Annotated in this window: 20 protein-coding genes; 13 read left to right on the top strand and 7 right to left on the bottom strand. The window is 55.4% G+C overall.

Annotated elements, in window-relative coordinates; genetic code table 11:
• The first annotated feature begins 30 nt into the window (after positions 1-30).
• The 5 genes from CKV94_RS04995 (at position 31) to CKV94_RS04975 (ending at position 7,205) form a co-directional block, all read left to right on the top strand.
• Positions 31-627: a LolA family protein gene (locus tag CKV94_RS04995; RefSeq protein WP_003824483.1), complete on the top strand. Its 597-nt coding sequence runs from the start codon at positions 31-33 to the stop codon at positions 625-627.
• Positions 628-714: 87 nt separating this feature from the next.
• Positions 715-1,497: a PhzF family phenazine biosynthesis protein gene (locus tag CKV94_RS04990; RefSeq protein WP_003824482.1), complete on the top strand. Its 783-nt coding sequence runs from the start codon at positions 715-717 to the stop codon at positions 1,495-1,497.
• A 164-nt stretch (positions 1,498-1,661) separates the two neighbouring features.
• A complete protein-coding gene (locus tag CKV94_RS04985) occupies positions 1,662-3,317 on the top strand; it encodes an AMP-binding protein (RefSeq protein ID WP_035581094.1) in 1,656 nt (551 codons plus the stop codon).
• Positions 3,310-5,622, top strand: a complete 2,313-nt coding sequence (locus CKV94_RS04980) for an MMPL family transporter (RefSeq protein WP_003824479.1) — start codon at positions 3,310-3,312, stop codon at positions 5,620-5,622. Before CKV94_RS04985 ends, CKV94_RS04980 begins: the two co-directional genes overlap by 8 nt.
• A gap of 233 nt (positions 5,623-5,855) precedes the next feature.
• Positions 5,856-7,205, top strand: a complete 1,350-nt coding sequence (locus CKV94_RS04975; RefSeq protein WP_003824477.1) for a TIGR00341 family protein — start codon at positions 5,856-5,858, stop codon at positions 7,203-7,205.
• A 38-nt stretch (positions 7,206-7,243) separates the two neighbouring features.
• Here the strand turns inward: CKV94_RS04975 and CKV94_RS04970 are convergent, their stop codons facing one another.
• Positions 7,244-7,897: an IS1595 family transposase gene (locus CKV94_RS04970; RefSeq protein ID WP_095114604.1), complete on the bottom strand. Its 654-nt coding sequence runs from the start codon at positions 7,895-7,897 to the stop codon at positions 7,244-7,246.
• A 242-nt stretch (positions 7,898-8,139) separates the two neighbouring features.
• Between CKV94_RS04970 and CKV94_RS04965 the strand changes: the two genes are divergently transcribed.
• The 8 genes from CKV94_RS04965 (at position 8,140) to CKV94_RS04930 (ending at position 14,402) form a co-directional block, all read left to right on the top strand.
• The gene (locus tag CKV94_RS04965; RefSeq protein WP_035580858.1) at positions 8,140-9,384 is read left to right on the top strand and encodes an NAD(P)/FAD-dependent oxidoreductase; all 1,245 of its coding nucleotides are present in this window, start codon (positions 8,140-8,142) and stop codon (positions 9,382-9,384) included.
• 83 nt (positions 9,385-9,467) lie between these two features.
• Entirely contained in the window at positions 9,468-10,379 is a 912-nt protein-coding gene (gene gluQRS / locus CKV94_RS04960; protein ID WP_035580854.1) for a tRNA glutamyl-Q(34) synthetase GluQRS, read from the top strand.
• Between the two features lie 59 nt (positions 10,380-10,438).
• Entirely contained in the window at positions 10,439-10,864 is a 426-nt protein-coding gene (locus CKV94_RS04955) for a PACE efflux transporter (protein ID WP_003824472.1), read from the top strand.
• Positions 10,865-10,987: 123 nt separating this feature from the next.
• On the top strand, positions 10,988-11,617 hold the full coding sequence (gene rsmG / locus CKV94_RS04950; protein ID WP_003824470.1) for a 16S rRNA (guanine(527)-N(7))-methyltransferase RsmG: 630 nt from the start codon (positions 10,988-10,990) through the stop codon (positions 11,615-11,617).
• A gap of 60 nt (positions 11,618-11,677) precedes the next feature.
• Positions 11,678-12,451 (top strand): ParA family protein, encoded by a 774-nt coding sequence (locus CKV94_RS04945; protein ID WP_023887486.1) that lies wholly within the window; start codon positions 11,678-11,680, stop codon positions 12,449-12,451.
• A 50-nt stretch (positions 12,452-12,501) separates the two neighbouring features.
• A complete protein-coding gene (locus tag CKV94_RS04940; RefSeq protein WP_003824467.1) occupies positions 12,502-13,185 on the top strand; it encodes a hypothetical protein in 684 nt (227 codons plus the stop codon).
• Positions 13,186-13,329: 144 nt separating this feature from the next.
• A complete protein-coding gene (locus CKV94_RS04935) occupies positions 13,330-13,734 on the top strand; it encodes a DUF4878 domain-containing protein (protein ID WP_035580848.1) in 405 nt (134 codons plus the stop codon).
• 2 nt (positions 13,735-13,736) lie between these two features.
• On the top strand, positions 13,737-14,402 hold the full coding sequence (locus tag CKV94_RS04930; RefSeq protein ID WP_003824464.1) for a YiiX/YebB-like N1pC/P60 family cysteine hydrolase: 666 nt from the start codon (positions 13,737-13,739) through the stop codon (positions 14,400-14,402).
• 273 nt (positions 14,403-14,675) lie between these two features.
• Here CKV94_RS04930 and lpdA read toward each other — a convergent pair whose 3' ends face one another.
• The 6 genes from lpdA to CKV94_RS04895 all read right to left on the bottom strand — a co-directional run bounded on the left by lpdA (position 14,676) and on the right by CKV94_RS04895 (position 24,606).
• The gene (lpdA, locus tag CKV94_RS04925) at positions 14,676-16,106 is read right to left on the bottom strand and encodes a dihydrolipoyl dehydrogenase (RefSeq protein WP_003824463.1); all 1,431 of its coding nucleotides are present in this window, start codon (positions 16,104-16,106) and stop codon (positions 14,676-14,678) included.
• A 104-nt stretch (positions 16,107-16,210) separates the two neighbouring features.
• Positions 16,211-17,098, bottom strand: coding sequence for a toxin-antitoxin system YwqK family antitoxin (locus tag CKV94_RS04920; RefSeq protein ID WP_035580845.1), 888 nt, complete (start codon positions 17,096-17,098; stop codon positions 16,211-16,213).
• 160 nt (positions 17,099-17,258) lie between these two features.
• Positions 17,259-18,020 (bottom strand): toxin-antitoxin system YwqK family antitoxin, encoded by a 762-nt coding sequence (locus tag CKV94_RS04915; protein ID WP_003824461.1) that lies wholly within the window; start codon positions 18,018-18,020, stop codon positions 17,259-17,261.
• A gap of 92 nt (positions 18,021-18,112) precedes the next feature.
• Positions 18,113-18,514, bottom strand: coding sequence for an SWIM zinc finger family protein (locus CKV94_RS11475; RefSeq protein ID WP_003824460.1), 402 nt, complete (start codon positions 18,512-18,514; stop codon positions 18,113-18,115).
• A 274-nt stretch (positions 18,515-18,788) separates the two neighbouring features.
• Positions 18,789-20,573: a hypothetical protein gene (locus CKV94_RS04900; protein WP_155114519.1), complete on the bottom strand. Its 1,785-nt coding sequence runs from the start codon at positions 20,571-20,573 to the stop codon at positions 18,789-18,791.
• A gap of 85 nt (positions 20,574-20,658) precedes the next feature.
• Positions 20,659-24,606 carry a GNAT family N-acetyltransferase gene (locus CKV94_RS04895; RefSeq protein WP_003824456.1) on the bottom strand — a complete coding sequence of 1,316 codons (3,948 nt, stop codon included), beginning with the start codon at positions 24,604-24,606 and terminating at the stop codon, positions 20,659-20,661.
• Positions 24,607-24,831: the final 225 nt, after the last annotated feature.

The following is a 24,831-nucleotide window of genomic DNA, read 5'->3' as shown; positions in this document are numbered from 1 at the left end:
TTCCCACTCCCCCGCATTACCCCGGAAACTATGAAAAAATTCCTCCTCAGCCTCCTCATCTCCCTTGCCGCCCTCCCTGCGCTCGCCTTCAGCACTGCCGAGCTCACCGCTCAGCTGCAAGCCCCACAGAGCGTACAAGGCGGGTTTACCCAGCAGCGTTTTTTACGCTCGATGGACAAACCCGTACAAACCCGCGGCCGCTTCGCCCTGCGCCCCGGCCGCGGTCTGTTTTGGCATCTGCAAAAACCGTTTGAAATGAAACTGCGCGTGCGCCGCGACGGCATCAGCCGCCAAGACGCGCAAGGCCAGTGGCGCGCCAACGGCAGCCAAACCGCGCAGGCCGCACAAGTGAAACTCTTCATGGCCGTGCTCGGCGGCGACACCGCCGAATTACAGCGCCACTTCAACCTCGCCCTTTCCGGCAACGCCCAACAATGGCAGCTCACCCTCACCCCGAAAACCGCCGTGATGCGCCAGGTGTTTAACAAAATCGTTATCAACGGCGGCCAGCTGGTGCAGAAAGTGGAGCTGGACGAAAAACAGGGCGACCGCACCGTGATGCAGTTTAACCAGCTGCAAACCAACCAGCCGCTCAGCCCCGCCGCCCAGCAGGCCTTGGGCGAATAAACCAACCCGACATTGCTTTTAACGACACGAAAGCGGTGTTTTCAGGTAGCCTGCTCATACCATCTGAAACCAACCGAAGGAGTCATCATGAAAACCATCAAGCAATATACTGTTGATGCCTTTACCAACCAAGTGTTCAGCGGTAACCCTGCTGCCGTTTGCCTGCTGAACCAGTTTCCGCCCGACGAATTGATGTGCCGCATCGCCGCCGAAAACAATCTTTCCGAAACCGCATTTGTCGTGCCGCAAGGCGAAGATTTTGCCCTGCGCTGGTTTACGCCAAAACGCGAAATCGATTTATGCGGACACGCCACGCTTGCTACCGCCTTCGTTATCGATCGTTTTGTGCCATCTGAGCGCAGCGAATGGCATTTCCACACCCGCAGCGGTGTGCTAACCGTGTGTAAAGAAAACGGGCAATTTGCCATGAATTTTCCGGCCTTCCCGTTAAAGCCGGTTGCAATCCCAACCAATATCGCCGATGTGTTGGGCTGCACCCCAAAAGCGGCGTATATGGGGCGGGATTTATTGTGCGTATTTGAAGACGAAGCTCAAATTCGCGCCATAAAACCCGACTTTGCCGCCATGCTCGAACTGGATGGCGAGTTGCTGCATGTTACCGCTCCCGGCAAAGATTACGACTGCGTTTCCCGTTCGTTTGCCCCCAAATATGGCGTGGCAGAAGATCCGGTATGCGGCACCGGGCACTGCCATATCTTCCCCTACTGGGCAGAACAACTAAGTAAAAATGAGCTTATCGGCTATCAAGCCTCGGCACGCGGCGGGGTGCTGCACGGGCAGCTCAACAGCGGGCGCGTCATCCTAAGCGGCCAGGCTGTGCTGTTTGCCCAATCAGAAATTTTCGTCTGAACAAACCGCCGCCGTGACCATAAGGATCTGCACCCAACAACCCCCCGCACGAATATGCCGAAAGATCGAACCCAATAGCCCAACCTGCTATTTTAATGTTTTCAGGTAGCCTTAAAGGCTACCTGAAAACCACCCATCCCTTATCCAGTATCCAACCCGAAACCATGCCCATACTCCCGCTTTTAAACCGTTCCCCCGATTCCCTGTTGGCCGAAGGCTGGACAGCCTCGCAGTTTTCCGCCGCCACGCTCTCGCTGGCCGCGCGTTTGCGTGCGCACAATGTGCGGGCCGCCGCGCTGTGGTTTGACGATGCGGCGCGCTTTGCTTCCGCGCTGCTGGCCGCGTGGCTGGCCGGGGCGGAGGTGTATCTGCCGCCGAATCTGGCGGAGGAAAACCGCCGTTGGGCGGAAGCGGGCGGGGCGGTGTGGTTGAGCGACGTGCCGGAAGTTTCAGACGGCCTCTGGCTGTACGACGGGGCGGCGGAGCAGGCGGCCGCGCCGGCGGAAGCGTTGGAATGGCCGTCTGAAAACGTGCTGTATCTGAAAACTTCCGGCTCTTCGGGCGAGGCGAAGGTGGAGGCCAAAACGCGCGCGCAAATGTTGGCCGAAGCAGCGGCACTGGCCGAAAGGCTACCTGAAAGCTGGCGCGGCCTGGCGGTGGCGGGCAGCGTGAGCCCGCAGCATTTATACGGGCTGACCTTCCGCGTGTTCGTGTCGCTGGCGGCGGGCTGGACAATCGGGCGGCGGCAGTGCGTGTATCCCGAATTGCTGCTGGCCGATTCGCGCCGCGAATGCGTGTGGATTGCCAGCCCCGCGCTGTTGAACCGCTTGGGCGAGGGGCGCGATTGGGCGCGGCTGCGGCAGAATGTGCGCGGCATCATCAGCGCGGGCGGGATGCTGCCGGAGGCCACCACCGCGCTGCTGCAAGAGAAGCTGGGCTTTGCCCCGCACGATGTGTACGGCAGCACGGAAACCGGCGTCATCGCGCTGCGGCAGGGCGGTGCGTGGGAACTGCTGCCCGCAGTGGAGGCTTCGGTAAACGAAGAAAATATTTTTCAGGTAGCCTCGCCGTGGAGCGGCGGGGTGCGGCAAACCGCCGATGCGGTGCGGCTGGACGGCCGCCGATTGGAGCTGCTCGGCCGCCAAGACCGCATCATCAAACTGGAAGACAAGCGCGTGTCGCTCTCGCAGCTGGAGCACGATTTGCTCGCCCACGCCTGGGTGGCCGACGCGCATTGCGCCCGCCATCCGCAGCACGGCCGGATTGCCGCCTGGGCGGCACTTTCCGCCGAAGGCATTGCCGCGCTGCGCGAGCAGGGGCGCGCCGCCGTGGTGCAAACCCTGAAACAGCATCTGGCCAAAACGCAAGACACCGCCGCGCTGCCGCGCTACTGGCGTTTCGCCACCGCCCTGCCGCGCAACCCGCAGGCGAAAATCCGCGAACAGGATTTTCAGACGGCCTTTACCGTGCCGCAAACCGCGCCGCAATGGGCTGTGCTGCACGAAAACGCAGAAGCGCGCGAATATGCGTTTGAAGGCACGGTGCCACTGGATTTGGCTTATTTCGGCGGCCATTTCGCCGATTTCCCGCTGGTGCCCGGCGTGATTGAAGTGCAGTGGGCGATGGACTTGGCGGCACGCTTCGACTGGGGCGGCAAACCGGTGCAACACATCGAAAACCTGAAATACCAGCACTTTGTGCGCCCGCACGACACCGTGCAGCTCACGCTGCGGCACGACGCGGCGAAAAACAAAATCCATTTCGCCATCAGGCAGGGCGACACGCCTTGCGCTTCGGGCAGGGTGGCGCTGCATGACTAGGCTCGCGTGGCTGTATGCCCTGCTGCTGGCCTTCGCCGCCGCGTGGCTGGGCTGGGGGATAGCGCAGGGAGGCCGTCTGCAAACCGACCTCACCGCGCTGTTGCCCGCCGATGCGCAGGTGGACGCGGTGTGGCGCGCGGCAGACGAAGCGGGCGAAAAACAGCTCAACGGCCAAATCCTGCTCTTGGTGGGCAGCGAAGATGCCGATCGCGCCTTCGTCGCCGCCGAACAAGTGGCCGGCCGCTGGCAGCAAAGCGGCCTGTTCGCCGCGGTGGACAGCCGCCTGAACCCCGATTTGGCGCAACTACGGCAGGAAATCCGCCGCCTCGGCGTGAACGCCCTGCCGCGCGAACAGCAACAACTGCTCTTGCACGACCCCGCCGCCTATTTCCAACAACGCGCCGAAGACGCGGCCAACCCGTTTGCCGCGCAAATCGTGCCGCTGGAAGACGACTGGCTCGGCTTCGCCCGCTTCGTGCAGCAAAAACAGCCTTCTAGCCGCCTGCAATGGCACAGCGGCAACGGCATGATGTATAGCGAACAAGACGGCATCACTTGGGTGTGGCTGCGCGCCAGGCTACCTGAAAAAGCCGCCGCCGATCAGGCCGAACGCCTGCTGCCGCTTCTGGCCGATTCCCGCGCCCAAGCCGAGCGCGGCGGCTACCGCCTGCTGGCCGCCGGCGGCGCATTGTTTGCCGCCGAAGCCAAAACCCAATCCGAACGCGAAAGCGGCCTGATGTCCACCATCGGCCTGACGCTCACCTTCGCCCTGCTGCTGGCCGTGTTCCGCAGCCCGCGCGTGTTTGCGCTGGTGTTGCCGCTGGGCGCGGGCATGCTGCTCGGCGCAGCGGCCGTGGTGGGCGCGTTCGGGCAGATTCATATCCTCACCGTCGTGATCGGCACCAGCCTGGTGGGGATGCTGGTGGACTTCCCGCTGCACTGGCTCACGCCCTCGGTGTTTTCTCCCGACTGGGCGGCCAAAGAAGCCATGCGCCGCGTCCTGCCCGCCTTCCTCGCCGGGCTGGGCATCACCGCCACCGGCTACCTGCTGCTCGCCTTCACCCCGCTGCCCGTGCTGCGCCAAACCGCCGTGTTTTCCGTGGCCGCGCTCGGCGGCGCGTTTGCCGCCACCGTGCTCCTGCTGCCGCTGCTGTTCCGCGGCTACCGCCCCCGCGCCGCCCGGTTTGCCGCCGCCATGCACCAGCTCGCCGCCGCCCGATTGCACTGGCTGCTCCTGCCCGTCCTGCCGCTGGCCGCCGCAGGCTACCTGAAAACCGATTGGCGCGACGACATCCGCGACTGGGCGGCTCTGTCGCCCCGGCTCATCGCCGAAATGCGCCAAGTGGCCGACATCAGCGGCAACGACACCGGCGGCCGCAGCATCCTCGTGCAGGCCGGCAACGCAGACGAACTCTTGCGCCGCAGCGCGCAAGTGGAAACCGCCCTGCAACCCTTGGTCGGCAAAGGCGGCCTCGGCGGCGTGCAGTCGCTCAACCAATGGCTGCTGCCCGCCGAAGAGCAGCAAGCCCTGCTCGCCCAACTGCGCCATCTGGCCGCGCAGCCCGCCCCGTCGGCCGACCCCATGCTGCAACTCGGCCTGAAGCCCGACACCATCCAAACCGCCCTGCAACAGGCCGCCGCCCAGCCCGTCGTCCCGCTTGATCAAGCCTTAAGCGGGCAAACCGCCGAAGCCTGGCGCACCCTCTATCTGGGCAACATCCAAGGCCAAGAAGCCGCCCTCGTGCGCGTGCAAGGCCTGAACGATGCCGCCGCCGTGCAAACCGCACTCTCCGCCTTGCCCTGCAACCAAGGAGGCACCTGCGCCCGGCTGGTGGACAAACGCGCCCATCTGAACGAACTCTTCCGCCACACCCGCAACCACGCCGCCTGGCTCAAACTCGCCTCCTTCGCCCTGGCCTGGCTCGTGCTGTGGCGCATCTTTGGCGCACGGCGCGGCAGCCTCATCCTCGCCGTGCCGCTGATTTCCGCCGCCGCCACCGTCGGCCTGCTCGGCTGGCTTGGCCTGCCCATCAGCCTGTTCGCCATGTTCGGCCTGCTCTTGGTGGCCGCCGTGGGCGCGGACTACGCCGTCTACGCCCTCACCGCCCGCGAAACCCCCGCCGCCAAACTCGGCGGCATCCTCCTCGCCGCCCTCACCACCGCCATCTCCTTCCTGCTGCTCGCCATCAGCACCACCCCCGCCGTCGCCGCCTTCGGCATCACCGTATCGCTCGGCGTGGGGCTGAACGTATTGCTCTCGGCCTGGCTGTTGAAGAAGGAAGGTGCGGAGCGGGAGGCCGTCTGAAAAAGGCTACCTGAAAGCGTGAGCTTCAACACTGTTAAAATGCGCAAAGTGAATTTCTGTGAAGCTAAAGCGTGAACTTCAACGGAATGGATCGATATTTTGGCCAAGCCAAGTCGGAGTTTCTTCAAAGCTATAAAGATGGCTTTAATCAACTGAAAAGTGTGCTGCCGATATTTGATTGCAATTGTTGGCACAGCATTCAAAACTCATCGTTAAGATTTAAGGATAAGTAGATGCAAGAACAGGAGAATAATAAAAATCAAGAAGCAGAAGACAACAACGCCATGGCCAAGCTGCAAGATGTGTTCAGCCTTGACTATGACCAAGCGCATCCCGACAAAATCGATGCCGACATCCGGGCCAATGCACAGGCGTCGGGAACCAACATGTGGGTATTGATGTTTGCCATTGCGGTGGCAAGTATCGGCTTGAATGTGAACAGCACGGCGGTAGTGATTGGAGCCATGTTGATTTCCCCGTTGATGGGGCCGATTGTCGGTGTGGGTTACGGTTTGGCGGTAGGCGATACTGCACTGATCCGCCAAGCGGTGCGCAATCTTACCGTATGCGTCGCCATCAGTTTGGTTACTGCCACACTGTATTTCCTGCTCACTCCGCTGAAAGAAGCGCAAAGCGAGCTTTTGGCGCGTACTCAGCCGACCATCTGGGATGTGTTGATTGCCTTTTTCGGCGGTGGCGCAGGCATTGTGGCCCTGACCCGAAAAGAAGGAGGCAACGCCATACCGGGCGTGGCGATTGCCACCGCACTGATGCCGCCCCTGTGTACTGCGGGTTACGGATTGGCACACGGTAACTGGCACTATTTTTTCGGTGCTTTTTATCTGTTTTCCATCAACTGTGTATTCATCGCTTTTGCCACCTTGCTGGTTTCCAAACTGCTCAAGCTGCCGCGCAGGGAGCTGGTAACCGAATCCAAACGCAGGCTGCACAGTATTATTATTACTGCCATCGTGCTGGCGGTGATGATTCCGAGCGGCTATATGGCCTCAGAGTTGGTACGTCAGGAACTGTTCAACACCAAAGCCAACGCCGCCATCGCCACCGTGCAGCAACATGAAGGGTTCTTGGTGCTACGTAAGATATTGAACCACAAACAGCATGCGGTCGAGCTGATTGTTAACGGAACGGGAAATGCCGATAAAATTACCGCCCTGCTGGTTAAAAGTCTGGAAGCGGCAGGCGTAAAAGAGCCGCAAGTGAAAATAGCCTATGCGGGGGGAGACGGTGAAGAAACAGAAGAAGGGTTGACAGATAAAGCCGCCAGTAGCGTAGATACAGCAGTACTGAGGGAAATAAAGGCCCAATATCCCGAAGCGGAAAAAATCGTTGTCGGACGCAGCGTGGTTTGGGAGAAAACGCAAACGGCACCCGCTACACAGGAGCAGCCTGAAAGCAGTCAAAACAAACCGGCGGACATCAATAACAATATCGTCGTGGTTTTGCTCGAATTCACCCAACCTCTGCCCGCCAAAGACCGCGAACGGTTACAGGCGTGGTTGAACCAGCGTTATGAAGGTACAGCGGTACGCTTGTTGGTCAATACCAAAGTTTTGGACAAATAGCCATTCTCCAAAATATTTGGGGCTGACGTAGATTAGCCCTAAATTCCACACCACTCCCGCAGGATTTTAAGCTGTTGGGACGGTGTGCCGAAGTTAAACCGAAATTCGCATTCTTTCAAGAACAGCGGGAAGGATTTGCGATCGATTCCGTTATATTTACGTAAGACGCGTTTTGCCTGATTCCAAAAATTCTCAATGCCGTTAATGTGGTTCTGGCGGTCTGCAAATTCCTTGGAATGGTTGATGCGGTGATGGATGAAACCGCTCACGTCCAACTTGTCGTAGCTGCTCAGACTATCGGTATAAACAATGCTGTCCGGCATGATTTTCTTTTTGATGACAGGGAGTAACGTTTCAGACTTGGCATTATCCACGACAACAGTATAGACCCGTCCGTTGCGTTTCAAAATGCCAAAGACAACCACTTTTCCTGCAGCACCGCGACCACGTCTGCCTTTACGCCGTCCGCCGAAATAGCTTTCGTCTAACTCGACGGAGCCATTGAAAACCTCATCGGTAGCCAAGGCCAAATGATGGCTGATGACCATACGGATTTTGCGGTAGAACAGAATGGCGGAGTTGGGCTGAATGTCTAAAATATCGGCAGCGGAACGGGCGGTAACTTGGAGTACAAAAAATTCAAGTAGTTTCTTTTGAACTCTCTTGCTTAATTTACAATTGGTTATCTGCATTTTTGTAGACTAGCATGACTGCTAATCTACGTCAGCCCCAAATATTTTGCCCAGCCTCCCTTAGTGTGAATTATGAATGACGAAACCTGCCCGCTACTACAAAAAGGCCGTCTGAAACTTAAACCCATACGGTTTTATATATTGATGCCGCGCAAACCTTATCCCACGATTTTCAGGTAGCCTTCCAGGCCGTCTGAAAGGCTACCTGAAACCCACACCCCCATCCCTAAGGAGACCAAAACATGTCCCAATCCTGCGATATCGCCATCATCGGCGCCGGCCCCTCCGGCGCAGTCGCCGCCGCCCTGCTGCTCAAACACGGCTTTTCCGTGTGCGTGCTCGAAAAACAGCATTTCCCCCGCTTCGTCATCGGCGAAAGCCTGTTGCCGCACTGCATGGAATTCATCGAAGAAGCCGGCTTCCTGCCCGCCGTAGAAGCCGAGCCCAGCTTCCAATTTAAAAACGGCGCCGCCTTCACCTGGGGCAGCCGCTACACCTATTTCGACTTCACCGACAAATTCACCCCCGGCCCCGGCACCACCTACCAAGTGCGCCGCGGAATCTTCGATAAAATCCTGATCGGAGAAGCCGCCAAACAAGGCGCGGACGTGCGCTTCGGCCACGCCGTTACCGCCTTCGACAACAGCGGCGACACCGCCCGCCTCAGCGTGGAAACCGACAACGGCGAAGCCTACGAACTCACCGCCCGCTTCGTGCTCGACGCCAGCGGCTACGGACGCGTCCTCCCCCGCCTGCTCGACCTCGACACCCCGTCCGACCTGCCCATGCGCGAAGCCCACTTCACCCACATCGACGACAACATCGCCGACCCCGGTTTCGACCGCAGCAAAATCCTCATCTCCACCCACCCGGTGCACCGCGACGTATGGCTCTGGCTCATCCCCTTCGGCGACAACCGCTGCTCCATCGGCGTGGTCGGCCTGCCCGAACGCTTTGCCGGCCTGGGCGATTCCGAAGCCATCCTGCGCCGCTATGCCGCCGAAATCCCCATGCTCGCGCGCATTTTGGGCAAGGCCCAATGGGAAAACGACTTCCCCTTCCGCCACATCAAAGGCTACTCCGCCAACGTCAAAACCCTGCACGGCCGCCACTTCGCCCTCTTGGGCAACGCCGCCGAATTCCTCGACCCCGTCTTCTCCTCCGGCGTCACCATCGCCATGCACTCGGCCAAACTCGCCGCCGACCTGCTCGCCCGCCAGCTCAAAGGCCAAGAAGCCGATTGGCAGCGCGAATTTGCCGAACCGCTGATGACGGGCGTAAACGCCTTCCGCACCTATGTGAATGGCTGGTATGACGGCAGCTTCCAAGACGCCATCTACGCCCCCAACCGCAACCCCGAAATCAGCCGCATGATCAGCTCCATCCTCGCCGGCTACGCTTGGGACAGCAACAACCCCTACGTGGAAAAATCCGAACGCCGCCTCAAAGCCCTGGCCGAAACCGTGGGCGTGCAGCAGTGCGAATAAGTGGCTGAATTTTCAGGTAGCCTTCATCCCGCACAAAGGCTACCTGAAAACCTGCCCCAACGCCGTTAAACCCAACCCTCCCCATGTATATCGGACGCTTCGCCCCCAGCCCCACCGGCCTTTTGCACATCGGCTCGCTGCTGACCGCCCTGGCTTCCTATGCCGATGCCCGTGCGCAGGGCGGGCGCTGGCTGGTGCGGATGGAAGATCTCGACCCGCCGCGCGAAATGCCCGGTGCTGCCGCCCATATCCTGCGCACCCTCGAAGCATTCGGCTTTGAATGGGACGGCGAAGTGGCCTACCAAAGCCGCCGTCACCATCTCTACCGCGCCGCCCTGCAAAGCCTGCAGCAAAGCGGCCTCGCCTACCCCTGCTATTGCAGCCGCAAACAATGGCATGCCCAAGCGCGGCAGGGCGTGGACGGCTTCGTTTACAACGGCGCCTGTGCACGGCTCGCCGCCCCGCCGCCCGAAGCTGCCGGCAGAGTGCCCGCCTGGCGGCTGCGCGTGCCCGATGAAACCGTCACCTTCACCGACGGCATCGTCGGCCGTTATGTACAAAACCTCGCCCGCGACATCGGCGATTTCGTCCTCCTGCGCGCCGACGGCCTGTGGGCCTACCAGCTCGCCGTGGTGGCCGACGACGCCGAACAGGGCATTACCCACATCGTGCGCGGGCAAGACTTACTCGTATCCACCCCACGCCAAATCTGGTTGCAACGCTGCCTCGGCTTCCCCACCCCGCACTACGCCCACCTGCCCCTGCTCACCAATGCCGAAGGGCAGAAATGGTCGAAACAAACCCTCGCCCCCGCGCTGGATTTGCAACGTAAAGAAGCCCTGCTACGCCAAGTGATGGGCTACCTGAAACTGCCGCCCGCGCCCGTAGTGGATAAACCGCAAGAGCTGCTTGGCTGGGCAGTGCGACACTGGCAGCTGCAAGCCGTGCCCACCCAGCCAATAGTGGCTGAGTCAGCAACAGATAAGGCTACCTGAAACTTTCAGGTAGCCCCTCTGCGCTATAATATTGCTTCTCCCCCCACGCGAGCCGAATCGTGAGCTTTTTCGAGCGTTTTATCCATGCCTTGCTGTTTGAAACCGGCGCGGTGCTGATTTCTGCCGTGGCCGTGCTGCTGTTTGGGCTTTCCCATGCCGGCACGGCGTTTGGCATGAGCGTGGCGGTGTCGGTAACGGCGATGGTGTGGAATTTCCTGTTCAACTGGGGGTTCGACAAAATCTTCACCGGCCGGCGCGAGCGGCGCAGCTGGGGCGTGCGGATGCTGCAAACCGGCGCATTTGAAGGCGGGCTGCTGTTTTTCACCACGCCGCTGATTGCCTGGTTCCTGCAAATTACGCTGTGGCAGGCACTGCTCACCGACATCAGCCTCACCCTCTTGATTGTGCTCTACTCCCTGGTCTACAACTGGGCGTTCGACCACATCCGTGCCTATTGGCTGGCCAGTCGGCACAAGGTTTCCTAGCCGCCAGATTTTATTCTTTGTATAGATGGAGTAAAATCCGCCCAACATTCCAACAGGCTACCTGAAACAGCCGAACCCTTTTCAGGTAGCCCTAATCTTTATCCAAAATTCAAACACACAATTATGGACAACAAACAACAACTGCAAGAAGGCCTTGCCGCCCTCGGCCTCAACCTTTCCACCGCCCAGCAGCTTTTGCTGCTCGAACACGCTTCGCTGCTGCAAAAGTGGAACCGCACTTACAACCTCACCGCCCTGCGCCGAAACGACCAAATCATCAGCCGCCACATTCTCGACAGCCTCACCCTGCTGCCCTATGTGAAAGAGGCAAAAACCCTGATGGACGTTGGCTCCGGCGGCGGCATGCCCGGCATTCCCACCGCCATCTGCCGCCCCGACCTTCAAATCACCCTGCTCGACGCCAACACCAAAAAAACCGCATTCTTGCAGCAAACCGTGATTGAGCTTGGCTTGAGCAACGTTACCGTGGCCGCCGGCCGTGTGGAAACCATCTACGATAAAAAAGTGGACGTGGTCACCAGCCGCGCTTTTGCCGAGCTGGCCGATTTTGCCGCGCTCACCAAACACCTGCTCAACGAAAACGGCTACTGGGCCGCCATGAAAGGCGTGTATCCCTACGAAGAAATCGAGCAGCTGCCCGCGAATATCGAAGTGGTGTCTGCCGATAAGCTCGATGTGCCCATGCTGGAAGCCGAGCGGCATATGGTGATTATGCGCCCCAAGCGTGCATGAAATCGCACTTAGCCTGAATTTTCAGTTTCCCCCAACCCCTTCCCATAGAAAGGCCAGATGATGAGCGCTACCGTTATCGCCATAGCCAACCAAAAAGGCGGCGTGGGCAAAACCACCACCGCCGTCAATCTGGCCGCTTCCCTGGCCGAACGCAAACAACGCGTACTGGTGGTGGATCTCGACCCGCAGGGCAACGCCACCACCGGCAGCGGCATCGACAAAAGCAGCCTGCGCAGCGGCACCTATCAAGTGCTGCTAGAGCAAGCCGCAGCCGCCGATTCCCGCCTCAAAAGCCCGCACGGCCGCTACCACATCCTCGGCGCCAACCGCTCCCTGGCCGGCGCCGAAGTGGAGCTGATTCAGGAAATCGCCCGCGAGATGCGCCTCAAAACCGCCATCAAGCCGCTTTTGCCGGAATACGACTACATCCTCATCGACTGCCCGCCCACCCTCACCCTGCTCACCCTCAACGGCCTCGTGGCCGCCGACCGCCTCATCGTGCCCATGGTGTGCGAATACTACGCCCTCGAAGGCATTTCCGACCTCATCGCCACCGTGCGCAAAATCCGCAAAGCCATCAATCCCAAGCTCGACATCCTCGGCATCGTGCGCACCATGTACAACCCGCAAAGCCGCCTGTCGCTGGAAGTGGGCGAGCAGCTGGAAAAACACTTCTCCCGCCTCGTGTTCAACACCATCATCCCGCGTAACGTGCGCCTGGCCGAAGCCCCCAGCCACGGCATGCCCGCCCTGGCCTACGACCCAAAAGCCAAAGGCAGCATCGCCTATCTGGAACTGGCCGACGAAGTCATCGCCCGCTGCAAAGCGGCTTAAGCCAACAGCGCAGGCTACCTGAAACCTGCCCTCTCAATATCGCGTGATCCATGTACTTCGCAAATACTTGGCACAAATTTAACTTCGTGATCACCCCACAAGAGTTTGAGGCCATATTCGGCCGGGATGATTATGAGTTTGTTATCCACAACACCCGCGTGGGCATCGATTACACCCACACCGAAAAGCAGGAAATCTTCGCTGCCTATCGCTTGTATTTCGAGAAAATACTGCGCAACGAAGCAGAATATGACCATAAAACGCTGAATACCATCGTAGACACAATGCGGCAGGGGATGATCGACCAAACCAGCAAGCTGGCTTTCCCGGAAGTGGTGCTCGGCGGCAAGGTATCGGAAGAATACAAACTCGTGCGGAGCAAAGAGCCCTTTATGGAGCTCGATCCCTTCTATCTGCTCTATCGGCAAGGCAAGCAGCAACTCTCCACCGCCTACTTCGAAAGCCAAAATGCTTTCGGCCTACAACTGAGCTACCCTAAAACCATCAGCCTGGCCGATAAAAACGACAATCTACGTGGCAACTATTCCACCGACGCCTACCCGATGTGTGCCATCTACCAAGACATCGTTAAAAACATCAAGAAAACCAGCCATAAAGCCAAACTGATGAAGGGCGAACTGCTCCTTAAACCGAATTTTTGGATTTCCGACCAAGCCAAAGTGCAGGTGGGAAAGCATTATTTTTTCCAGCAACACCAGATGGTTTTTCTTTAGCGGCAGCCATACCCCTTTACAACCCCATGGCTACAACACTTTCAGGTAGCCTCGTAAACATAGCAGGCTACCTGAAACCCCGTTTGACAAGCCTCGCCCCACTTTGTAAAGTCCCATTTTCCCACCACCATCACGGAGATGCCCATGCGCACCCTGTTTAAAGCCCTTGCCGCCTTCGCCCTTACCCTGTTTATTGCCGCCTGTTCCGGCGGCGGCACGCCCGAAAAAACCGCCGAACAATTTATCCGCAACGCCTACAACGGCAACGGCGACGCCGTGGTGGCCATGCTCTATATCCCCGCCGATGCCAAACCCGGCGAAAAAGAAATGGTGGAAGGCAAAATGCGCTCCTCGGCCGCCGAAGTGAAAGCCAAAGCCGAAACACGCGGCGGCGTGAAAAACATCACCGCCGAACCCGCCGAAATCGACCAGCAAGACCCAAACCGCGCCCGCGTGAAGCTCACCATCGAATTCGGCAACGGCGAATCCACCACCGACCGCGTGCGGCTGATTAAAATAGACGGCAACTGGAAAGTACAAGTCTTCTAACCATGCGCCGCCGCCTCATCCCGATTGCCGCCTGCCTGCTGATTGCAGCATGTGCGGCAATCTTTTTGGCCGGCCGCCCGGCCTTTTCAGGTAGCCCCAGCGCCGATACGTTACTGCCTGCCCGTACCGCCATCCTGCCCCCGAACGGCCTCCTGCAGGAAGGCGACTGGGTATTCCGCCACGGCACCGCCACCGACAGCCGCCTCATTCGCGAGCTCAGCCGCAGCCGCTTCTCCCACATCGGCATCGTGGTGCAAACCCAGCCCGAAGTATGGATTGCCCACGCCACCACCGACGACGATCCCGCCCATCCCAACCAAGTCCTGCTCACCCCGCTGGCCGAATTCGCCGCGCCCCGCCTCTCCCGGCAAACCGCCTACGCCCGCCCCCGCTTCCTCAGCCCCGAACAACGCCGCGCCAGCGCCCGCCACGCCGCCGCCCAGGTCGGCCGCCCCTTCCGCCTCACCGCCCGCGCCGAACAGCCCTACTACTGCACCATCCTCCTGCTCAACGCCGTGCGCACCCAAGAGCCAACCTTCAATCCGCCCTGGCAACATTTTGACCTGGCCGTATTTCGCGGCGAATACCTCTTCCCCGAAGCCTTCGCCCAAAGCGACATCGAATGGCTCACCGCTATCCCCGCCCAAGCCGCCGCCGATGCCCGCTAAAGCAGAAACCCGGCTACCAAATGTTTTCAGGTAGCCTCATCCCGTTTTGAGGCTACCTGAAAATCAACCAATCGATCTTGTTGCGACCACGCAGCAACTGATTACGCCCAGTCCATCACAATACACTTTCTCATACCCTCCCAATTCGCTTAATAACGCGTAGGCACACAAAAGGCTACCTGAAATCTACAAACCATTTCAGGTAGCCTTCATCACACATCACATCCTGCCTGCCCTACGTGCCATTTCGCATAAAGCTGGCAGGCGGCAGGATTAGCCGTGCAGGGCGCGCTTGTCGGCGGCTAGGGCGGCTTCGTGCACCACTTCCGACAGGGTCGGGTGGGCGTGGACGATGCGGGCGATGTCTTCGCTGCTGGCGCAGAATTCCATGCCCACCACGCCTTCGCTAATCAGCTCGCTCACCATCGGGCCAATCATGTGCACGCCCAAGATGCGGTCGGTTTTGGCATCGGCCAGCACTTTAACCATGCCTTTGGCTTTGCCCAAGCCCATGGCGCGGCCGTTGGCGGCAAAGCCGGACGTGCCTTTTTTGTAGTCCACGCCTTCGGCTTTGAGCTGCTCTTCGGTTTTGCCCACCCAAGCGATTTCGGGATCGGTGTAGATGACCCACGGGATGGTGTTGAAATCGAGGTGCGGTTTCTGCCCGGCGATGCGTTCGGCCACGGCCACGCCTTCGTCGCTGGCTTTGTGTGCCAGCATCGGGCCGCGTACCACGTCGCCGATGGCCCATACGTTGGGCAGGTTGGTGCGGCATTCGCCATCTACCACGATGAAGCCGCGCTCGTCTTTTTGCAGGCCGACCGCTTCGGCATTCAGGCCGTGGGTGTTGGGCACGCGGCCGATGGCCACGATGAGCTTATCAAACTCGGCAGTTTGCGCTTCGCCTTTGGCATTGTTGTATTCCACCACCACTTTGCTGCCGCTGGTGATTTTGTTCAGTTTCACGCCCAGCTGGATGTTCAAGCCTTGCTCACGGGTAAAATATTTAAGCGCTTCTTTGGCAATCTGCTGGTCGGCGGCGCCGAGGAACACAGGAGCAGCTTCCAAAATGGTGACTTCCGAACCCACGCGTTTCCACACCGAGCCCATTTCCAAACCGATGACGCCGGCACCAATCACGCCGAGCTTGGCCGGTACTTGGGTCAGATTCAATGCGCCTTCGTTATCCAACACATTTACGTTGTCGATATCCACCAGGGGCAGCGCGCGCGGGGTGGAGCCGGTGGCCACGATGATGTGTTTGCCTTCAACCGTGGTTTTTTCGCCTTTGTTATCCACTTCCAGCTGCCAGAAATCGCCGTTTTTGCCCACGAAAGAGGCCGTGCCGAACAGGCTGGTTACTTTATTTTTCTGAAACAGGAATTTAATCCCGCCGGTGAGCTTGGTAACGATTCCGTCTTTGCGCTCGATCATCTTGGCGGCGTCAAACTGCACATTACCCACGGTGATGCCGTGTTCGGCAAAGTCGTGCTGGGCGGCATGGAAATGCTCGGATGATTGCAACAGGGCTTTGGAAGGGATGCAGCCCACATTCAGGCAGGTGCCGCCCAAAGCGGGGGCATCACCGGCCTTGTTCACGCCGGCATCGATACAGGCGGTTTTGAAACCCAGCTGTGCGGCGCGGATGGCGGCAACATAACCGCCGGGGCCGGCACCGATTACCACTACGTCGAATTGAGACATTTGAAGCTCCTTTATGTGTGAAAAGCGGGGGTGGAGAAAGAATCAGCCGCCTAGCATGGGAAAGTGTTGGCATCACTCTGCATTAAGCGGCTGTAAAGTCAAGATTATTTAGGTGCGGAAGCGGATTGCCCGCCACCGTCCTTCAAGGCTCCGTGTCGATTTGCATATTCCTGCAGCTCGGTCATGGCAGCCTGCACGGCTTGCAAATCCTCCCGAATGGCCGGCAGCTCGGTAGGTTTGCCTTGTTTGTCCCAGGCTGACATCACAGGATCTCCTTCACCATTAGCATTATGGATGGCACTGAATAGAATGCTGCCGCTGCCCGGGTAGTAGGTGCTGAGGATAACGTGCTGTTTGTCGGCAGCAGGGCGAACCCACATCATCGGTTTGCCGTCGTTATAGAAGAATACAACTTCTCCTTCCAACTCAGAATCGCTGTCGCGGCCTTGGATAACCAGGCGGCCGTCGCGGTATAAGCTCAACCAACCATCCAGCTTACCCTGAATGAATTTGCCGGCGGAAGATACCGTGCCATCCTCCTCTTTCCACACCACCAGGCTGTCGTTCACATCGGTGGAGAAATTTTTCAGATCGCCGTCTTTAGAGAGAATGGCGGGCAGAATCTGCGGTTTGCCGCTGTCTTGGTAGAAGTCCTGCACCACTAAGCGGCCATCGGGCATAGTGCCCAACACTTCGCGGTAGTAGCCGCCGGGGCTGGGTTTGTCGGTGGGTTTGGAATCTTTGTCGAAATAAATTACCTGCTTCTCAGCAGCAGGTTGATAGCCTTCCACGGCCTTGGCGGCAGCCGCTTCAAGTTCTGTTGCATCAGCAGGCAGGGCCATAGCAGGCGCCTGTTGGCCTTCGGCTTGACCGGCAACCGGGCTGGAAGCAGCCGGCGGTGCAGATGCTGCATTGTTTTGGCTGTTGTTTTGATTGGGATTACAAGCGGCCAGCAATAGGGCCGCAGCCACAGTGGCGAAGAGTTTGTTCATAGAGTTCCCCATTGGAATTGGTGAGTATCCGCGCGATTGGCAGATTGATGCAATTCTATAGCCAAACACATTATTTTTCCATACGGGATGCTGCCCACACCGCCATAGCAAAAGGCTACCTGAAAGTTTTCAGGTAGCCTTTAGATGGATTACACCAGCCTTAGCGCAGGTGTTTGCTCATCAGATAATTCACGCGTTGGAGGCCTTCGCGCAGCTGTGGTTGCACCTCCTCTGCCGTGGCGCTGCTGCCGTCTTCCTTCCAGAATTCGGTTTTAACCGCATCCTCTTTGCCCACGCTTTGCATCAGCTTGTTGCCGTTGGCGTAGTAGTAGGTGCGAATCAGACCATTTTCGGTGTGGTTGTCGATGAGCTCGAACATCGGTTTGCCGTTTTCGTAGTAGCCTTTCATTTCGAAGGGCGCGTCTTTCACATCCGGCTCACCCGCAATGCTCAGCACCAGCTGGCCGTTTTCGGCATACATACCGGCACGTTGCGATTTGCCGTCATGGATTTCGGCAAAATTAGTGAGGCGGCCTTCGGGGGTGTACCACACCACCAAGCCTTCAATCACGTCGGAACTGAAGTTTTTCAGCTCGCTGTCTTTGCCGATGATAACGGGGTTAATCTGCTTGGTGCGGCTATCTTGGTAGAAATCCTGCACCACGGCTCGGCCTTCAGCGGTGCGGCCGAGCAGCACGCGATAGTAACCACCTTTCATCGGACGGTCGGCAGCGTCGCCGTCGGCATCGTAGTAGGCAATGATATTTTCTTGCGCTTCGCGCTGGCGCACAGCAGCAGCCGCCTGCTCGGTGCGGGCGGAAAGCTGGTCGGCACGGGCGGGGAAGGCATTGCCGCTGCCGGTGGCGGCGCAGGCGCCAAGCAAGGCAGACAATACGGCGGCGGTGAGAATATTTTTCAGCATAATGGGTTTGCTCCTAAATAAAAACGCTGGGTGGCGCACAGTCTACACCAAAAGATAAACAGCGTGTTTACATGAGAGTATTGTAGATTGTTTTATATGAATATTTTTAAGCAACTACGATTAATTTCGTTGAGATTTCGGTTTTCAGGTAGCCTTTCTTCGTTTGAGGCTACCTGAAAAGATATTGAGCCTATTGCGAATCTATGTCTCGGGCACATTATCCCAGCATCCTGAGTTTGAGCGCGTACCGCATACCACAACGCCGCCATATGTTTGCACACCCCGCCATAAGGGCAGTCGCAGAAGCCGTCTTTAATGTACAAATCACTATCCTGCTTCAGCCATACCGAATAGTTTTCCGAACCGAACACCTCCGCCCGATAACGCCCTGCAGAAGTTTTTTGGACAGCATCAACTTTGCCCTGCTGAAAATACAGCAGTCCGCGTTCGGCGATATGGGGCGGAAATAGGCGGGGTAGGTAGATACCGGACATGGTTTGCTTCCAAGAAGTTATTGAAACATGGGGAGTTTACTGGTTTAGACGACGTTTGGGGAGAGGGTTGAGGGAAGATTTGTTTAGCAAAGAGGCAAAAGGTCGTCTGAAAATGGGTTTCAGACGACCTTTGGTTTAGTTGGAAGGGCTTGGATTTAAAAAGAGCGCGTGCGTGGCTGCGCCACACACCCTACACACAGATTCCAAGTTTTGCGTGATTTGCAGGTCGACCGTGTACCTGAGGCACGCACGCGATTAGATGCAGTACGGTTTGCTAACGAAAATTGATGATATCAACTAGCATTTTTAGGTTATCATCATTTAATTTTATATCTTTATCCTCACAGCATGATTTTAAAAAGGATTTATATTGTAGTGATATATAATCAAAACCCTCACCAACTGAATTGATTTGGTTAGGAGGTGTAGCTAATGAAATTAAGGTGTTTAATACTATATCTAAATAGTTATGAGTGTGCTCAATCAATGAATGGGTATAGTTTGGGGTATTCCCAGTATGTACAATTAAGTTCCGTGTTCTGTAAATCCTTCTAATTTGCCATTCTAATCTTCTTGTGTGGGCAGATATGACTGAGTTAATCTTCTTCTTAGAAGATAAGATATCTTTAAAATAAATTAATCTATCCTTTAATAAGTAAAAGTCTCTTGTTTTATCTAGTAAATCATTAAAATTATTTAAATACTCTTCTTTTACAAGGATGTTAATAAGTTTATTCTTAAACCCATCACCATCAATATATTTAGAAACATGACGAATAGTACCCATATCCCAACGTATTAAATCTTTTACTAGGTTATCAATTAGATTAGAAAGATAAGTTATATTTAAAAATGGAATAATAGAATTAATAATATGTTCAATATTTGATTCATCAGAATTTTTTGTTTCAGATGGCACGAGAGATTCCAGTGCTACCCATAGATTAAGTATCTGATTTTCAACTGAGTCGCTGTGAAGAGCCATTGAGTGAAGTCTAATACTATTTATAAACTTTGAAAAAGACCCATCTTCCAAGGAGAAACTTTTTATAAAGTTCTGTATTTTTATTTTTGCTTTTTGCTCCTTTAAATCAATACATTTCAACATTGATTGCAGTGGTTTGTCGATAGGGATAGCTTTATTCTCTTCACAATCAATAACCATAAATTTATTTTTCCATGTTGGTTTCTTTTTATGATGAAAAATATTGATTAAATCAGCATTAAGTTTTAATATATTTTCTGAGTATTCTCTTGCACTATATGGATCAATATCTTTAATTTTTTCCATAAGGCAAAAAATTTCATTGTCTCCTATTTTTAAGAAATTGTTATTATCAATAATAGTAGGTAACTGTGATTTTTTGTGGAATTTCATCCATGGAATTGCAGTGTCATTAGGTTCTTGATAGAGCAAAAATACTTTATCCACTACTGAATATACATGATAATTTTTTTGTTTAAAAGAAAATACATTGAAGAAATCTAATAGGTTATTACCATTTATTATTTTACCATCGCCTTCCCAAAAGAAAGATAACATTTGTTTTCTAATAAAATAAGGATGATATCCATTGGAAATTAAACTGGTTATATAGCTTCTAATAAGTCTTCGTAATTCTGAAAATTTATTTTCAGGATCAAGTGATAAAGATATTATTTCTTTTTCAAGAATATTTTTATACTTAATGTCATTTAAGCAATTATTTAATATTCCTAAAATATTTTTTATTTTATTTTTGTTACTTTTAGGATTTTGTAGAATAGTAAAGATCTCGTCTTTATCTATGGGAACCAGTTTTTTAGCTATAGTGTCCTTATCAAAAAAATCACATAATTCTTCAAGTACGTGCTTAATATTAGGCTCTTTAATATTTCCCTTCTCAACTTCTTCTATTGTTGTTAGAGCCTCATGAACTAATAGGGATATACCCATAACTGATGGTTTATATGTATCAATTGTATAGTGAAATAACATTTCTTCCATCAATTGAGCACTAAATATTAAATTTTCTTGTCCATCAACATTTTCCCACTTGTATAAACTGCGAAATTTCAAGATATATCTCCATAATAAAAGTTAATTGCATTAATCTAGGTTTAAACTAACATAGTCTGGTATTTGATAAAAGTATCATTGTGTACTATTTATAAATTTTCTCCCACTCCTTCAACAACCTCTTCACCGACACTGGATACGGCGTCTTCAATTCCTGTGCAAACAGCGACACTCTCAATTCTTCAATCATCCATTTAAACGCGGCAAGGTCGTCTGAAACGGGTTGTCCTTGTTTTATCAAGCTATCCGTTTTTTCCTGCCACATTTGTTCCAATTCCTGTATGTCGGCTTCGCGGGCTGCGTCGCGGGCGGGGTTGCCGCTGTATTTTTCGAGGCGCAGAGTCATGGCTTTGAGGTAGATGGGGAGGCGCGGCCATTGTGCCCATGGGGTATGGCTGGCGAAGCCGGGGGCAAGTAGGGTTTGCAGGCGTTGGCGCATGAGGTGGGTGATCGGGTGTTTGCCGAGTTTGCCGTTCAGTTCGGCGTAGGCGGCGGCGGTTTCCTGCAGGTAGCGGCTGAGGGCTTCTTTGACGGCGGGCAGGCGGCTGCGGGCGCGTTTGATTTGTTCTTTGAAGGCTTTTTCGTTACGCGGCAGCTCGTCTTCGCCGATAAAGGCGCGGTCGCAGACGGCTTGGGTGAGGTCGTCGCGCAGGGTGTCGGCGTTGATGTGTTTGAGCAGCATGGCGGCTTGGGTGAAGCCTTGGATGCCTTTGTTCAGGTATTTAACTTGTTCTTTTAGTTGTAGTTTCATGAGTTCAATCACGCCTAATCTGTGGGCTTGTTCGGCGGCGGCGGACGTGTCGAACAGGCGCAGGGCGATGCGGCCGTCTTTTTCTTTTTGCAGGCCGAGGTAGCCGGTGAGCTGCTGTTTGCCGCGTGCGAATTTGATGGATTCGGGCAGGGTGCCGATGTCCCATGCGGTAACGTTGTCGCGCTCGAATTCTTGGGTGTTGTCGCGGAAGGTGGTGGCGGCGGCTTTGCCAAGTTGTTGTTGGATTTGGATTAAATCGCGCCCCATGGCTAATTCTTGCCCGCCGTCGTCGATGATGCGGAGGTTGAAATAGCAGTGTTCGGGCAGCCTGAACGCGGCCCATTCGTCTTGGTTGATTTGCTCCAGTATGCGGATATCGCCTGCGGTTTTGGCGATGACTTGGGCGAGTTGGGGCAGGATGGGGGCGTTGCGGTCGGGGTTTTGGCTTAAAAATTGGGTGATGAATTCGGGCACGGGTACGCAGATTCGGCGGATTTGTTTGGGCAGTGCTTTGATTTGCAACTGGATTTTTTCGCGTATCATACCGGGCACGAGCCATTCGAGGGCGGCGGGGCTGATGCGGTTGAGGACGGTGAGCGGCAGGGTGAGGGTAACGCCGTCGAGCGGATGGTGCGGCTCGAAGCGGTAGCTGAGTTTGAATTTGCCGTCTGCGGTTTGCCAGTGTTTGGGGAATTGTTCTTCGGTGATGTGCGCGGCGGCGTGCTGCATGAGGTCGTCGCGGCTGAGAAACAGCAGGCGCGGGTTGTCGCGCTCGGCGGTTTTGAGCCAGGCTTGGAAGGTGCGGATGTCGGCAAGGGGTAGGGGTTTCAGACGGTTTTTTGGGGGTGCAGGTTGCTTTTTGGGTTTGGGGTCGTCTGAAACGTTTTGTAGGGTGTGTGAACTCGGTTCACGCACGCGGTTGCCTGTATCTTTGGAATCCGCGTGCGTGACTTGCGCTGCACATTCTACGTTGTGCTTTTTAGATTTTAGGACATCTGCTGCATCTGCTCGTGTCAATAAGATGAGTTCGCCGGCAGTCTCAGCATCGGGATAGTGCACCAAGCCTGCTTCATCAAATTGCGCCATTACTCCACTTTGTAATGTCGCCCATTCTTCGGCGGAACCGATGGACGGGTCGCATTGCTGCTCGGCAATCAAGGCAACGATTTTGCCGTGCCATTGTTTGCTGTCGATCGTTACACGGTCACCCAGCAGTATCGGTTGACCGTCGGCGTAGCATAGGGAGTTTTCAGGTAGCCTTTGGGCTTTGGGGTCGTCTGAAACCGTTGAAACTACGGCACTCTGTTCCCTCTTCTGTGGGAGAGGGTTTGCTGTGGGTGCGGAAAAGTTGGTTTGTGCGGCCGCATCAATGCTGTCGGTTTGCAAAATCATGCGGTAATTGATTAAAACCAAGCCGTTTCGCTGAATTTGGTTTTGATGTTGCAGTATAAATCCCTGTTTTTTAAAAAAGGGCAACGCGGCTGCGGACACATCTGCCGTTACCGTTTTATCTGCATCCGCCTGCGGCAAAACGGCAGACAACAGCGCGGAAGCGATGCCTTGCCGCTGGTGGGCAGGGTCGGTAAATAGGCAGTCCAAATGATTTTGCTCGGGCAGGTATTCGATAAAGCCGAGTATGCGGTCATTTTGCGCTGCCAATCGGATACAGCCGCGTCCAATCCGTTTTTGCCAAAAGGCGGCATTGTCCGCGCCCTGTATCCATGCGGCTTTTTCGCTGTCGCTATAATGGCTTGCTTCAATGTGCAGGACGGCGCGGCGGAACAGTTCGGCAATTTGGGCTGCATCATTATGTGTGGCGGGGCGTATGCGGAATGTTGCTGTGGACGATTTCAGACTGCCTGAAACCGTTGAAACTGCGGCACTCTGTTCCCTCTCCTGTGGGAGAGGGTTAGGGAGAGGGTTTGCTGCGGTTGCGGAAAAGTTGGTTTGTGCGGCAACTGTTTTGCCCTCTCCCCAGCCTTCCCCCACGGGGGAGGGGGTGGTTTGCTGCGGATTTGCAGGATGCAGGCCGTCTGAAACCGCGTCCGCCGTATAAAAATCGGGCAGCCGTTCGTGATAAAACGCGAACAGCGCTTCATCATCGACCAGCACGTCCTGCTTGCGCGATTTGTGTTCGAGTTCGGTAATTTCTTTAATCAGCTTTTTGTTGTGGACAAAAAATTCCGCTTTCAAATCGCATTCCTGCGCCACCAGTGCGCTGCGGATAAAGATTTCGCGCGCTTCTTCGGGGGCGATTCTGCCGTAGGAAACGGGGCGGCGCGGCAAGACGGTCAGGCCGTAGAGCGTTACCCGTTCGCTGGCGATGACTTCGCCGCGTTTTTGCTCCCAGTGCGGCTCGAAATAGTGGTAGCGGACAAGGTGCGGTGCTTCCTGCTCGATCCATTCGGGCTGGATGGCGGCTACGTCGCGTGCATAAAGTTTTGTCGTTTCAACGAGTTCTGCCGCCATCACCCATTTGGGTTTGGCTTTGAACAGGGTGGAGGCGGGGAAAAGGTGGAAGCGGCTGCCGCGCGCGCCGGTGTAGTCGTTGCCGTCGGGCGATTTCATGCCGACGTTGGCGATAAGACCGGTCAGTAGGGCGCGGTGGATTTGTTCGTAGCCCGCTTCTTTGGCGGCGCGGATTTGGGCGCGGTGTTGCTTCTTATCCAGTTGTTTTTGTTTGAGTTTTGCGGATAAGTCTTGATCGCCCGCATTTTCAGACGACGTGAGCTGTTTGGCTTCGGGAGGCCGTCTGAAAGCGGCTTCCTTAGTGGTCAAACCCATTTCAATCGCGGTTTGGGCAAGCTGGTGGTGCAGTTCGCGCCACTCGCGCATCCGCAGGTGCGACAGGAAATATTGGCGGCACCACTGCACCAACTGCTTGTTGGACAAGCCTTTGTCGCGCTCGCGCTGGAAGCTGTCCCAAATATTCAGATAGGCAAGGAAATCGGACTGCTTGTCGGTAAAACGCTCGTGCGCCTTGGCGGCGGCATCGCGCGCTTCCAGCGGCCGTTCGCGCGGGTCTTGAATCGACAGCGCGGATGCAATCACCAATATTTCCGCCATGCAGTCGTGTTTCTTCGCTGCCAACAAAATGCGTGCGATTTTCGGGTCGATGGGCAGCCGCGCCATTTGTTCGCCGAGTTTGGTCAGGCGGTAGCGGGGAGGGGCGACGATATTGCCCGAAGCGTTTTGAAGGTCGTCTGAAACGGTTTTGTCGTTTGTCGGATTGTGTCGGGCATGAATGCCTGAGCCGCGTGCTTGATTTTTAGTGTTTTGCATAGTTTTTTAGGTCGGGCATTTATGCTCGACATTTCCTTATTGCAGGGTGCTTTTTTGTCGGGCATGAATGCCCAATCCACTCTTTATTTAATTTTTCCTTTTAAGAATTTTCCAGTCGTCCCATTCAGTTTATCTCTTGAAATTAATTTGGCTTTAAATTCAAAATTTTTACTGATTCGCACAATTAATAGTTATTCAAAACTTCCTTTTTTCTTCACAACTACT

The organism is Eikenella corrodens, assembly GCF_900187105.1.
In the GTDB taxonomy this organism is placed as follows: Bacteria; Pseudomonadota; Gammaproteobacteria; order Burkholderiales; family Neisseriaceae; genus Eikenella; species Eikenella corrodens.
This window is presented reverse-complemented; position numbering and strand designations above follow the sequence as displayed.

What these genes read in the sequence shown, in the direction of transcription:
- CKV94_RS04995 (WP_003824483.1), top strand. Translation starts at nt 31, where the DNA reads ATGAAAAAATTCCTCCTCAGCCTCCTCATCTCCCTTGCCGCCCTCCCT.
- CKV94_RS04990 (WP_003824482.1), top strand. Translation starts at nt 715, where the DNA reads ATGAAAACCATCAAGCAATATACTGTTGATGCCTTTACCAACCAAGTG.
- CKV94_RS04985 (WP_035581094.1), top strand. Translation starts at nt 1,662, where the DNA reads ATGCCCATACTCCCGCTTTTAAACCGTTCCCCCGATTCCCTGTTGGCC.
- CKV94_RS04980 (WP_003824479.1), top strand. Translation starts at nt 3,310, where the DNA reads ATGACTAGGCTCGCGTGGCTGTATGCCCTGCTGCTGGCCTTCGCCGCC.
- CKV94_RS04975 (WP_003824477.1), top strand. Translation starts at nt 5,856, where the DNA reads ATGCAAGAACAGGAGAATAATAAAAATCAAGAAGCAGAAGACAACAAC.
- CKV94_RS04970 (WP_095114604.1), bottom strand. Translation starts at nt 7,897, where the DNA reads ATGCAGATAACCAATTGTAAATTAAGCAAGAGAGTTCAAAAGAAACTA.
- CKV94_RS04965 (WP_035580858.1), top strand. Translation starts at nt 8,140, where the DNA reads ATGTCCCAATCCTGCGATATCGCCATCATCGGCGCCGGCCCCTCCGGC.
- gluQRS (WP_035580854.1), top strand. Translation starts at nt 9,468, where the DNA reads ATGTATATCGGACGCTTCGCCCCCAGCCCCACCGGCCTTTTGCACATC.
- rsmG (WP_003824470.1), top strand. Translation starts at nt 10,988, where the DNA reads ATGGACAACAAACAACAACTGCAAGAAGGCCTTGCCGCCCTCGGCCTC.
- CKV94_RS04945 (WP_023887486.1), top strand. Translation starts at nt 11,678, where the DNA reads ATGAGCGCTACCGTTATCGCCATAGCCAACCAAAAAGGCGGCGTGGGC.
- CKV94_RS04940 (WP_003824467.1), top strand. Translation starts at nt 12,502, where the DNA reads ATGTACTTCGCAAATACTTGGCACAAATTTAACTTCGTGATCACCCCA.
- CKV94_RS04935 (WP_035580848.1), top strand. Translation starts at nt 13,330, where the DNA reads ATGCGCACCCTGTTTAAAGCCCTTGCCGCCTTCGCCCTTACCCTGTTT.
- CKV94_RS04930 (WP_003824464.1), top strand. Translation starts at nt 13,737, where the DNA reads ATGCGCCGCCGCCTCATCCCGATTGCCGCCTGCCTGCTGATTGCAGCA.
- lpdA (WP_003824463.1), bottom strand. Translation starts at nt 16,106, where the DNA reads ATGTCTCAATTCGACGTAGTGGTAATCGGTGCCGGCCCCGGCGGTTAT.
- CKV94_RS04920 (WP_035580845.1), bottom strand. Translation starts at nt 17,098, where the DNA reads ATGAACAAACTCTTCGCCACTGTGGCTGCGGCCCTATTGCTGGCCGCT.
- CKV94_RS04915 (WP_003824461.1), bottom strand. Translation starts at nt 18,020, where the DNA reads ATGCTGAAAAATATTCTCACCGCCGCCGTATTGTCTGCCTTGCTTGGC.
- CKV94_RS11475 (WP_003824460.1), bottom strand. Translation starts at nt 18,514, where the DNA reads ATGTCCGGTATCTACCTACCCCGCCTATTTCCGCCCCATATCGCCGAA.
- CKV94_RS04895 (WP_003824456.1), bottom strand. Translation starts at nt 24,606, where the DNA reads ATGCAAAACACTAAAAATCAAGCACGCGGCTCAGGCATTCATGCCCGA.